Raw genomic sequence first — 10818 nt, 5'->3', positions numbered from 1 at the left:
GTCGATGCCGCACACGCAACCGTGGCCCGCGGCCATTGCCGCGCGCTCCAGCGTGAAATCAGGTCCGCCCCTTCGCATGGTGACCTTATGGGCGGGAGGCTAGAGCAGCGTCAACTGCTCACCTGCCAGCGGCGGCCTGCGGAAGTGATCGGTGGAAAGCTTGAGCCGCGACAGGTTCAGGCCCAGTCGCTGGCAGGCCAACTCGAACCGCCGGCCGATGGTCCAGGCATAGGGCCCCGTGCCGGTCTGGCGGCGCCCGAAGGCTGAATCATTTTCCTTGCCGTCGCGCACCGACTTGACGAGCGACATCACTTTGGCGGCGCGATCGGGAAGCGCTGCCTCGAGCCAGTCCTTGAACACGTCCCGCACTTCGAGCGGCAGGCGCAGCATCACATATCCAGCCTCACGTGCGCCCGCCGTGTAGCCCACCTTCAGTATGGCCTCGATCTCGGCATCGTTCACCGCCGGAATGATCGGCGCCACCATGACGACGGTTGGGATACCGGCGGCCGAAAGTTTCTCGATTGCCTCAAGACGCTTCGCAGGCGTCGCGGCGCGCGGTTCCATGGCGCGCGACAGCTTGTGGTCCAACGTTGTGACGGAGAGCGCCACCTTGACGAGACCCTTCTTCGCCATGGGCGCAAGAATATCGATGTCACGCGTGACGAGGGCCGACTTGGTCACGATTCCGACCGGGTGGTTGAATTCGGCCAGTACTTCCAGAATCCGCCGCGTGATGCGCCGCTCGCGCTCGATGGGCTGGTAGGCATCGGTATTGGCACCGAGTGCGATGGTCCGCGGCTCGTAGCCTTTCGCTGATAGTTCGGCGCGCAGCAGGTCAGCCGCATTGGCCTTGGCGAACAGCTTGCTCTCGAAATCGAGGCCAGGGGAGAGTCCCATGTAGGCATGCGCGGGCCTGGCATAGCAATACGAGCATCCATGCTCGCAGCCGCGATAGGGATTGATCGACCGGTCGAAGGAGATGTCGGGGGAGTCGTTCCGGGTGATGATGGTCTTCGGGCGTTCCTCGAAGACCTCCGTGCGGAACGCCGGCAAGTCCTCAAGCCCCTGCCAGCCATCATCGAACAAGGATCGGCTGAATGCCTCGAAGCGCCCGGACATGTTGATCTTTGCGCCCCGGCCACGCGCCTGCGGCCCGAGTGCCGTGTAACGCCCGTCGCCCGAAGTGGCCGGATCGAAACCGATGGACCGGCGCTTGTCGATCAGAGTGGACATAATTGAAAGATATGCAATCTCGCAGAACAAATCAAGAACAGATACTTCGGCGATGTTGTGCGGCCCTGAGAACTTCGCCATGGTCCGGCCTCCATGACCCGCCGCCAGATTCTCCTCGCGCTTCTTCCGCCCTTGTTCTTCGGAACCGGCTTCACCATTGCGAAGCCTGCGGTTGAGCATTTCCCGCCGCTGTTCCTGCTGCTCATGGTCTATGGCGGCATAGCAATTGTGCTGGGCCTCACCCATCGGCAGAAGCTTCAGACGCCGTGGCTGTCGATCATCCTGATCGCGGCTTTCGCGGTCACCATTCAGGGCGCCTTGCTGTTCTGGGGTCTTCGCAATCCGCAGATGCCGGCGACAGCCGCCAACCTCATCCTCCAGATCCAGATTCCCTTCGCAGTGCTTCTCGACTGGCTGATCATGAAGGAGAAACTCGACCTCAGAAAGGTGCTGGGAACGGCGCTCTCGGTCGCCGGCGTAGGGATCGTCATCGGATTGCCGGACCAGGCGCCAGGACTTTTGCCCACCATCATGATCGTCGTCAGCGCGTTCTGCTGGGCGTTGGGGCAGGTGCTCGCACGCAAGCTCGGCCGCGACAGTGGCGTGGGGCTTCTGAAGGCAAATGCCATCGGCAGCGTGCCGCAGCTGGCGCTTGCGACGCTGCTGATCGAGCAGGGTCAATGGAATGCCGTCGTCACCGCAACCTGGCTCGAGTGGTCGATGCTGGCCTTCGTGGGCATTGTCGGGTTCTATCTCGCCTACATGTGCTGGTTCACACTCCTGAAGCAATGCCGCATGGACGAGGCGGCACCCTTCATCCTGCTCATGCCGGCCGTTGGCATCGTCACAGCGCATCTGGTGCTGGGCGAATCGATATCACCCGAACAAGTTCTGGGAGGCTTGGTCATTCTCGCCGGCCTAGGCATCGTGTCTGGCATTGGCATCCCGAGACGGCTGAGGGCCGGGCTTTCGGCCCGGCCCTGATCGTTTCGTCGAGCGCTGGAACTTACTTGCTGTTGTTCTCGTTCGCCTCTGCCTGCAGGCGAGAACGCTCGTAGGCGGTCAGTCTGGCCGGCGAGTGGATGTTCTGCTTCACGGCAAAGGGAGCAACTTCCGTCTGTACCATCGTGGAGCCGTTCCACTGCTGGCGGTCGCGCGGGTCAATGTCGGTACGATCAGCGGCGAGGGCTGCGGTCGAGAGGGTGGCGAGGGCGAAAAGTCCAAGGGCAATCTTCTTCATGTCAGTCTCCATTGATATGCCGGGAACCGAGTGATTTCGGTTCGGGATTGTGTCTCAGAGTGGCGTTTGTCCGCCGTTCTGATGGACTATATCTGGGGACGTTCGAGCGCCGTTCCATTCAAACACGCGTCACAGGAGGTAGAGAAAAAAATACAGCGTATTCATGATCTTGCGCTGGATGCACGGCGTGGAATTCAATTGTGCGTAACGAAGTTACATATCAGATCACGAACCGGTGATGAGACTGCGCCGGGAAGATCGGCTTTGTGTATCTTCCGACCTCACAAACCCGCCCGACGGGCCAGGCTGACTTTAAGCTGAACCGGAATTACGTCAGGCCTTGCTGCGCTGCTGATGTTCCTCGAGTCGCGGCATGATCTCGACGAAGTTGCACGGCTTGTGCGTATAGTCGAGTTGCGGCTGCAGGATCTGGTCCCAGCCGTCCTTGCAGGCGCCGGGAGAACCGGGAAGGCAGAAGATGTACTTGCCCTTCATCACACCCGCTGTAGCGCGCGACTGCACAGTCGATGTTCCGATCTTGGGGAAAGAGATCATGTGGAACAATGTTCCAAATCCGTCGATCTCTTTCTCGAAAAGCGGCTTCACGGCTTCGATGGTGACATCATGCCCGGTAAGGCCGGTGCCGCCGGTGGTGATGATCGCATCGATGTCGCTGCGGTTTGTCCAGTCACGCATGACATGACGGATGGCGCGAATGTCGTCCTTCACGATCTTGCGTGCGGAGAGCGAGTGGCCAGCCGTTGCAACCCTGTCAGACAAGGTCTGGCCAGAGACATCATTCTCCAGAGTGCGTGTGTTTGAAATCGTCAGGATTGCGATCCTGACCGGTATGAATTGCCGGGACTCTGTCATGTCCGAATTACCTGCAGTCAGAAGTGTTCATGCGGAATCACATTCACGTTTGGGCAGCCGCGTTAAATTTCGGATGATCATCAAACACGTTTCAAATCTCAGAACAAGAAAAACTCCTGTCGATGTTGAACGAAACAGCAGCGATCTTGACGTTACTGGAAAACAATCCCAGCAACGCTTGGCGAACAATGCCGATCTGGTTCAATATCCCAGGTCAGCAGTCAGAAACCCAAGTCAGAAAATGCCTGACGCATGGAATTGTTCCACAAGAACAGCTTTGTCACTTGCAGTTTCGATTCCGGGAACTGCTCGGAACAAATCAATGCGCGTCGAGCATCTGACGCAATGACAGCAGGTCGCGCCAGGCCAGCCTCTTCTGGTTCGGCTGCCGCAGCAGGTAGGCCGGATGAAGCGTGGGCAGCAGCGGAATGTTCCGTCCACTGACATTTGCCGTCATCCAGGTACCGCGAAGTTTCAGGATGCCGTCGCCGCGTCCGGTCAGCCGGTGCGCAGGTGTTGCACCCAGGCATACGATCACATCGGGCTTCTGGATCTCGATGGTGCGCAGGAGAAAGGGAAGGCACATTTGCGTTTCGGCTTCGGTCGGCGTGCGGTTGCCCGGCGGCCTCCAGAAGACCGTGTTGGAGATGAAGACCGCGCTCTCGCGGTCTTCCGACTGGCGCGACAGGCCAACAGCCGCGAGCATGCGGTCAAGCAATTGCCCGGACTTCCCCACGAAGGGCTTGCCAGCGATGTCCTCGTCGCGGCCCGGCGCCTCGCCCACCAGCATGACACGCGCGGCGGGATTGCCATCGGCATAGCAGAGCCGCGTCGCCGTCTTCTTCAGGGGGCACGCATCGAAGGACTCGAGAGCGGCCTCGATATCGGCGAGAGTCTGGCAGGACGCCGCTGGCACCAGGCCGGCAGGAGGCAGCAGCGGGCGTGCTCCACCGGGCGTCGCCGCTGTACCAATTCCTGGCAGCGGTGAGGTGGCTGGCGCGGCCAGCTTCCTTCCGGCAGGCGCTGCAGGGGAAGGCGAGGCAAGCCGGTTCAACGGCGCTTCGCCGATGATCTCGTCCGCACCCATTTCCGCCAGCCATCGCAGCGCGGCGGCCGCCTCGTGCGGCGTCATGTCGTTCTGTGCAGTTTCCATGTCCGAATTGGTGACTTGTGCCCTGAGTGTACCCCACTATAAACACCTCGGTCCAAAGAGGATAGGCGGAGCACAGACTGTGGAACAGGTTCAGCGCGAGGCGATGGAATACGATGTCGTGATCGTCGGCGCGGGGCCAGCAGGGCTCTCGGCGGCCATCCGTCTGAAGCAGCTGTCTGCCGATCTCACCGTCTGCGTGCTCGAAAAGGGCTCGGAAGTCGGCGCCCACATCTTGTCGGGCGCAGTGATCGACCCCATCGCGCTGAACGAGCTGATCCCGGACTGGAAGGAAAAGGGCGCTCCGCTCAACACGCCGGTTGTCGAGGACCGTTTCTTCATGCTGGGGCCGCAGGGGCAGGTTCGCCTGCCCAACGTGCTGATGCCGCCCTTGATGAACAATCACGGCAACTATGCCGTCTCGCTCGGCAATATCTGCCGCTGGCTGGCCCAGCAGGCCGAAGGCATGGGCGTGGAAATCTATCCGGGTTTCGCGTGTTCCGAAGTGCTCTACCGCGAGGATGGCTCCGTGAAGGGCGTCGTCGCGGGCGTCATGGGCATCGGCAAGGATGGAAAGCCAAAGGATGATTTCCAGCCCGGCATGGAGCTTCACGGCAAGTACGTCTTTATCGCGGAAGGCGTAAGAGGTTCTCTCGCCAAGGAGATCATCGCGAGGTTCAATCTGTCCGAAGGCCGTGAGCCGCAGAAGTTCGGCATCGGCATGAAGGAGCTATGGGAGGTCCTGCCCGAAAACCACCACCAGGGCCAGGTCACCCACACCATGGGTTGGCCCCTGGGCCTCAAGACCGGCGGCGGCAGCTTCATGTATCACCTCGAGGACAATCTCGTGTCCATCGGCCTGGTGGTTCATCTCAACTACAAGAACCCCCATCTCTATCCCTACATGGAGTTCCAGCGCTTCAAGCATCATCCGCTGATCGAGCCGGTGCTGCGGGGCGGGCGCCGCGTCGCCTATGGCGCGCGCGCCATCACCGAGGGCGGGTTCCAGTCAGTGCCCAAGCTCTATTTCCCCGGCGGCGCGCTCATCGGCTGCTCCGCGGGCTTCGTCAACGTGCCCCGCATCAAGGGGTCGCACAATGCCATGAAGACCGGCATGATCGCCGCCGAAGCCGCCTTCCGCGCCCTGGAAGCGGGCCGCGCCGGCGACGAATTGCGCGAATATGAACAGGCTTATGAAAACAGCTGGGTCTACCAGGACCTGAAGCGCGTGAAGAACGTGAAGCCCATGTGGTCGAAGCTCGGCCTTGCGGGCGGCCTTGCGCTGGGCGGCCTCGACATGTGGATGAACCAGCTGCTCGGCTTCGGCTTCGGCACGTGGAAGCACGGCAAGCCGGATCATGCGACGCTGAAGCCCGCAGCCGAATGCAAGCCCATCCACTACCCAAAGCCTGATGGCGTCATTTCCTTCGACCGCCTGACCAACATCGCCTTCTCGGCCACCAACCACGAGGAGGACCAGAAGGTCCACCTGCAGCTGAAGAACCCCGAGATCCCGATCGGCGTGAACCTGCCGGTCTATGCCGAGCCCGCGCAGCGCTATTGCCCGGCTGGCGTCTATGAGGTGGTGATGGAGGAGGGCCAGGTGCCGCGCTTCCAGATCAATCACCAGAACTGCGTCCACTGCAAGACGTGCGATATCAAGGATCCGTCGCAGAACATCAACTGGGTGGTGCCGCAGGGCGGCGAGGGGCCGAATTACCCCAACATGTGACCGGCCTCTTTATCTTCAATGCAGGCTTGGCAAGTTCAGGGCGCGCCGGATTAACCGCCGGTTAGGTATCGCCATGCAACCTCATGTCGAAAGCTCTGCTGTTGTACCAATCCGGAAACGCCGATGGCCCACCTTGTTTTCCCAAAGCGCCTCACTGACCGTCTCGCCGCCTATTGGTCAGACATGGGCGGCAACATGGTGGTGGTGACCGGCATCGCGACGCTCGCCATCGCCACAGCGAGCTTCGCCATCGACTATGGCCGCAAGGGATCAGCCGAGACCTCGCTCCAGAAGATTGCCGATAGCGCCGTCGCGGCGGCCGTCAGTCCCGCCGGCATCCCGGCCGATCCCAAGGCCGCCGCCGAGCGCCGGCGCGAGATCATCGAGAACTACGTCCGCAATTCCCGCAACGATGTCACCGACGCGACCCTTCTGGGGAGCCCGGACATTGACCTTGCCAGCAACAGCATCTCGGTGACGCTCCTGGCGAATTTCGAGGGAACCTGGGCCTCGATCTTCAACAGCTTTTCATCGAGCAAGCGGAAAGACCCGAATCTTGCCGTGCGCGCCGAAGCCCAGTGGCAGTGAACGCGGCGAAAAGAAGCCTGGCGGATACCTGAGTTGACTTTGGCCTCGCGCGCAGCGAGGCGATGAGTTTCGCTTAAATGCATGCTACGAAAGCCATTTTCAACCTGCAGTCGCTCAAATTGTGAAAGGTTGATAACCATCCCGTCAACAGTATCGGGATGCGCACTGAAATCAGGCAGGTCTGTAAACTTGCGGGTAACCCGGAAAGGAGTTGGTAAAGCCCCGCGCCGATTTTGCGGGCATTAGTAGTCTGTAAAGGAAAAAGTCCATGGCATTGGCTCGCTTGCTGTCCGCGCTGAACCGTCTGACTGGAGATCTTCTGCGGTCTGATGGAGGCAACATGACGCTGATTGCCACTCTGACGGCGATTCCGATTGTCGGCGCCGCCGGCATGGCCATCGATTACGCACGCATCAGCCGCGTGCACGACGAAATCCAGTACATTGCCGATGGCGCATCGCTCTTCGCGGCAAGTGCAAAGACCCTGGGCGGCACGTTGGCAGACAAGCGTGCGACCCGGGTGAGACTCGCAACCAGCTACCTCGATTCGGCGCTGGGCAGGATCAGCGATGGCAAGATCATTGGAACGCCCACAATTGTCGCAGACGATATGGCGATCAGCATCGAAGTGAACGCCGAGGTCAACGGTTCGCTGACCAACATCTTCGGCATGCTGAAGGAGTCCGCCGACATCGAGAATGGCGGTGGCGGCGACGGCACGGGCAGCGCCACGTCCCGCTCCTATGCGATGACGGTGAAGTCGAAGGCAAGCTGGAAGCGCCCGATCAACTACATCTGCCTCATGGCGCTGAACCCGTCCTCCGCCGAATCCCTTGAAATCCAGGGCACGGCCGACATCGATGCCAAGGCCTGTTCCGTACAGGTCAACTCCACCAGCAACGCAGCACTCTACCAGAACGGCACGGCAACCCTGAAGGCTAGCCAGATCAATGTTGTTGGTAACGCCTACGGCAGCAATTTCACGCCTACGCCTTCAGAAGGCATGCGATCGGTCCCCGATCCGCTGGCGGCCAAATTCGCGGCCGACTATACTGCGGCCTGGTCTGCTGCCGTCAACCGCACCGCACCGACCGCTGGCGGCACGACCACCATCTATCCCGGCAAGTATCCGGGCTTTTCCATCAACAACGGCGGCAGGGTGACCATGACGGCCGGCGTTTACTTCATCGTCGGCGGCACCCTGAACATCAAGGCGGGCGGCGAACTTATCGCAACAGACGGCGTGACGATCATCCTGACGGATGCGAACGTGAGCAACCCGGTCAACTCGAGTTCCAAGATCACCGTTCAGGCGCAGGGCAATCTCACCATCAAGGCTCCTGCATCAGGTCCTTTTGCCGGCATCGCGCTGGCCCAGCACCCGAACAGCAGGCCGGGCCTGACGAAGACCAGCGCCAACAACATCCAGGGTGGCGGAACCGTCGACATCACGGGCATCGTCTATTACCCGCAGCAGATTCTCTACATCACCGGTGCGGGCAGCATCAGCCAGAACTCTCCCATGTTCGCCATCGTCGCCAACAAGATCTTTGTCGAAGGCAATGGCCAGCTCTATGTCGGCCAGTCTGCGGACTATGAGGCTGCCGGCCTCCCGGCGCTGCCGTCCACGGGTAACATTGACGACAAGATCGCCCTGCAGTAGCGCGGCGCTGAACCGCAGTCTTGCGGCATCCCTCGAAAGAGGGGTGCCACATTTCGTTTGGCGCCCGGGGTTTTGCAGTTGCAGCCATCCCAAAAAGACCTCATTTTGCAAGGATGAATCGCACCGGGTCGCGTGAGGCTGCCCTTGTTCTTGAAACGGATGACGATGACGCGACTTCTTCTTCGTGCTGCCCTTGCCGCAACATTCTGCGGCCCGCTTTTCATGAGCCCGGCTTCGGCCTACGAGCGGATGGACCCTTCCCTAGCGGGAAGCTATCTGGCGGGGCGGTCTGCGGCAAAGCTCCGCGACAATGACATGGCGTCGGATTTCCTCAGCAATGCGCTGAAGGTCGACGCGGGCAATCCGCTTCTGACCGAACGCGTGTTCCTGCTCGAACTGTCGGAAGGAAACATCGATACGGCGGAGGACTACGCCACCCGCGTCCTGTCGTTCAACAGCCAGCATCGCATGGCCCGCATCGTACTGGGCCTGCGCGATTTTCGCGCCCGACACTATGACGAGGCCCGCAAGAATTTCCAGCAGGCGGCCTATACGCCGGTGGGCGAGCTCACCTCCACCCTGTTGATCGCCTGGTCCTACGCAGGCGAGGGTGAACTCAACCTGGCCCTCAAGGCGCTCGACCGGCTGGACAGCAACGACAGCTTTGCCAATTTCAAGTCCTTCCACGCGGGCCTTGTCGCCGACTACCTTGGCAACGCCATCCGCGCCGAGGCCTCCTACCGCAAGGCCTTCGAGGAAGCGAGTTCGTCGCTCCGCGTCGTGCAGGCCTATGGCAATTTCCTGGAGCGCAGCGGCCGTGGCGCCGAAGCCCAGAAAATCTACCAGACCTTCCTCGACAGCGATGACAATCCTCTGATCGCAGCGGCGCTCGAGTCCGCCAAGAAGAATGTGAAGCCGCAGCCCTTCCTCGCAACGCCAGGAGCAGGTGCCGCAGAGGCGCTGTTCTCGCTGGCAACCTCGATGACGGACGAGCAGAGTATCGACGTGGCGCTGCTTTATGCGCGCCTGGCGCTGTCCTTCAATGCCGACCGGCCGGTGATGTTCACCCTGCTGGGAGACACCTACGAGGATATGAAGCAATTCGAAAAGGCCATCGAGGCCTATTCGCAGGTGGCGCAGGATTCGCCGCTCCGCGCCAATGCGGACATGGAGATTGCCGTCAGCCTGCAGCGCCTCGACCGCAAGCAGGAGGCGCTCGACCGGCTGAAGGAGCTTATCGCGCGCGATTCCACGAATTATGACGCCATCGTCACGCTCGGCAACATCTACCGCAACAACGAGGACTACGTGAACGCCGCGAAGACCTATGATGATGCGATAGCGCTCATCTCCCCGGCGGTCGCGGGCCATTGGCGCGTATTCTATTACGACGGCATCTCGCACGAGCGGCTGAAGCAGTGGGACATGGCTGAAAAGAGCTTCCGCAAGGCGCTGGAACTCTCGCCCGACGAGCCGAGCGTGCTCAACTATCTCGGCTACTCGATGATCGAGAAGAAGATCAATCTTCCCGAGGCGATGGAGATGGTGAAGAAGGCGGTCGAGCTCAGGCCAAACGACGGCTACATCATCGACAGCCTGGGCTGGGCCTATTTCCAGCTTGGCGACTACGAGGAAGCAGTCAGTCACATCGAGCGCGCGGTGGAACTCCTGCCAGCCGACCCGATCATCGCCGAGCATCTGGGCGATGCTTATTGGCGCGTGGGCCGCAAGCTCGAGGCGAAATTCCAGTGGCAGCACGCCAAGGACAACAAGCCCGAGCCCGATGACCTGAAGCGGATCGAGGGCAAGCTGAAGGACGGGTTGCCCGACGAGGTTCCGGTGACGCCTGTGCAGAATGCAACCGGCCAGAACAACGGATAGCCTGGCCGGGGCAGATTCTGGTGACGCCCTTTTCGCTCTTCGCCCCCGCCAAGATCAATCTGGCGCTGCATGTGCTTGGGCGCCGGGCAGATGGCTATCACGATCTCGATTCCATCGTGGCCTTTGCCGATGTCGGAGACTGGCTGAAGTTCTCGCCGGCGGAATCGTTCAGCGTCACGGCGGATGGCCCCTTTGCATCGCTGCTACCAGCAGCGGAAGACAATATCATCGCCAGGGCGCATAGCGCCGTCTCGGCCATTGCCGCCGGGCGGGGCGTGGCGCTTCCACCCGTTGCCGTGCACCTCACCAAGAACCTGCCGGTGGCGTCGGGCATTGGCGGCGGCTCGGCCAACGCGGCCGCGGCCATGCGGGGGTGCCTGAAACTCGCGGGGCTCGATCCGCTTGATGAGACCATCATGGCGGCCGGGTTGAAGATCGGGGCCGACGTGCCGGTC

The 10818-nt window shown here is 61.1% G+C and carries 10 protein-coding genes and 1 pseudogene; 7 read left to right on the top strand and 4 right to left on the bottom strand.

Going from position 1 to position 10818, the window contains the following annotated elements:
- Positions 1 to 99 precede the first annotated feature (99 nt).
- A complete protein-coding gene (locus ACEW8Q_RS13830; protein WP_373504639.1) occupies positions 100 to 1317 on the bottom strand; it encodes a PA0069 family radical SAM protein in 1218 nt (405 codons plus the stop codon).
- A 12-nt stretch (positions 1318 to 1329) separates the two neighbouring features.
- Here ACEW8Q_RS13830 and ACEW8Q_RS13825 point away from each other — a divergent pair, with 12 nt between their 5' ends.
- Entirely contained in the window at positions 1330 to 2220 is an 891-nt protein-coding gene (locus ACEW8Q_RS13825) for a DMT family transporter (RefSeq protein WP_373504638.1), read from the top strand.
- Between the two features lie 22 nt (positions 2221 to 2242).
- Here ACEW8Q_RS13825 and ACEW8Q_RS13820 read toward each other — a convergent pair whose 3' ends face one another.
- Both ACEW8Q_RS13820 and moaB read right to left on the bottom strand, forming a co-directional pair.
- On the bottom strand, positions 2243 to 2476 hold the full coding sequence (locus ACEW8Q_RS13820; protein ID WP_373504637.1) for a hypothetical protein: 234 nt from the start codon (positions 2474 to 2476) through the stop codon (positions 2243 to 2245).
- Between the two features lie 333 nt (positions 2477 to 2809).
- The gene (gene moaB, locus ACEW8Q_RS13815) at positions 2810 to 3349 is read right to left on the bottom strand and encodes a molybdenum cofactor biosynthesis protein B (protein ID WP_373504636.1); all 540 of its coding nucleotides are present in this window, start codon (positions 3347 to 3349) and stop codon (positions 2810 to 2812) included.
- Between moaB and ACEW8Q_RS13810 the strand changes: the two genes are divergently transcribed.
- Positions 3348 to 3698, top strand: coding sequence for a hypothetical protein (locus ACEW8Q_RS13810; protein WP_373504635.1), 351 nt, complete (start codon positions 3348 to 3350; stop codon positions 3696 to 3698). The two genes, moaB and ACEW8Q_RS13810, sit on opposite strands and share 2 nt — an antisense overlap.
- Here the strand turns inward: ACEW8Q_RS13810 and ACEW8Q_RS13805 are convergent.
- Positions 3669 to 4502, bottom strand: a complete 834-nt coding sequence (locus tag ACEW8Q_RS13805) for a uracil-DNA glycosylase family protein (protein WP_373504634.1) — start codon at positions 4500 to 4502, stop codon at positions 3669 to 3671. The genes ACEW8Q_RS13810 and ACEW8Q_RS13805 overlap by 30 nt on opposite strands.
- A 103-nt stretch (positions 4503 to 4605) precedes the next feature.
- Between ACEW8Q_RS13805 and ACEW8Q_RS13800 the strand changes: the two genes are divergently transcribed.
- From ACEW8Q_RS13800 to ACEW8Q_RS13780, 5 genes and pseudogenes are all read left to right on the top strand, one after another.
- The gene (locus ACEW8Q_RS13800; protein WP_373504640.1) at positions 4606 to 6231 is read left to right on the top strand and encodes an electron transfer flavoprotein-ubiquinone oxidoreductase; all 1626 of its coding nucleotides are present in this window, start codon (positions 4606 to 4608) and stop codon (positions 6229 to 6231) included.
- A gap of 123 nt (positions 6232 to 6354) precedes the next feature.
- Complete coding sequence (locus ACEW8Q_RS13795; protein ID WP_373504633.1) at positions 6355 to 6819, top strand: pilus assembly protein TadG-related protein; 465 nt, start codon at positions 6355 to 6357, stop codon at positions 6817 to 6819.
- Between the two features lie 340 nt (positions 6820 to 7159).
- Entirely contained in the window at positions 7160 to 8482 is a 1323-nt protein-coding gene (locus tag ACEW8Q_RS13790; protein WP_373504632.1) for a Tad domain-containing protein, read from the top strand.
- Positions 8483 to 8647: 165 nt separating this feature from the next.
- Positions 8648 to 10363 carry a tetratricopeptide repeat protein gene (locus ACEW8Q_RS13785; RefSeq protein WP_373504631.1) on the top strand — a complete coding sequence of 572 codons (1716 nt, stop codon included), beginning with the start codon at positions 8648 to 8650 and terminating at the stop codon, positions 10361 to 10363.
- 20 nt (positions 10364 to 10383) lie between these two features.
- Positions 10384 to 10818: pseudogene (locus ACEW8Q_RS13780) on the top strand (4-(cytidine 5'-diphospho)-2-C-methyl-D-erythritol kinase); the annotation flags it as partial.

This window comes from Aestuariivirga sp., assembly GCF_041738905.1.
In the GTDB taxonomy this organism is placed as follows: domain Bacteria; phylum Pseudomonadota; class Alphaproteobacteria; order Rhizobiales; family Aestuariivirgaceae; genus Aestuariivirga.
The sequence above is the reverse complement of the archived record's forward strand: the minus strand, read 5'-3'. Positions and strand labels throughout refer to the sequence as shown.

Coding starts and splice junctions, on each gene's coding strand:
- ACEW8Q_RS13830 (WP_373504639.1), bottom strand. CDS start 1,317: ATGGCGAAGTTCTCAGGGCCGCACAACATCGCCGAAGTATCTGTTCTT.
- ACEW8Q_RS13810 (WP_373504635.1), top strand. CDS start 3,348: ATGTCCGAATTACCTGCAGTCAGAAGTGTTCATGCGGAATCACATTCA.
- moaB (WP_373504636.1), bottom strand. CDS start 3,349: ATGACAGAGTCCCGGCAATTCATACCGGTCAGGATCGCAATCCTGACG.
- ACEW8Q_RS13795 (WP_373504633.1), top strand. CDS start 6,355: ATGGCCCACCTTGTTTTCCCAAAGCGCCTCACTGACCGTCTCGCCGCC.
- ACEW8Q_RS13800 (WP_373504640.1), top strand. CDS start 4,606: ATGGAATACGATGTCGTGATCGTCGGCGCGGGGCCAGCAGGGCTCTCG.
- ACEW8Q_RS13820 (WP_373504637.1), bottom strand. CDS start 2,476: ATGAAGAAGATTGCCCTTGGACTTTTCGCCCTCGCCACCCTCTCGACC.
- ACEW8Q_RS13785 (WP_373504631.1), top strand. CDS start 8,648: ATGACGCGACTTCTTCTTCGTGCTGCCCTTGCCGCAACATTCTGCGGC.
- ACEW8Q_RS13825 (WP_373504638.1), top strand. CDS start 1,330: ATGACCCGCCGCCAGATTCTCCTCGCGCTTCTTCCGCCCTTGTTCTTC.
- ACEW8Q_RS13805 (WP_373504634.1), bottom strand. CDS start 4,502: ATGGAAACTGCACAGAACGACATGACGCCGCACGAGGCGGCCGCCGCG.
- ACEW8Q_RS13790 (WP_373504632.1), top strand. CDS start 7,160: ATGACGCTGATTGCCACTCTGACGGCGATTCCGATTGTCGGCGCCGCC.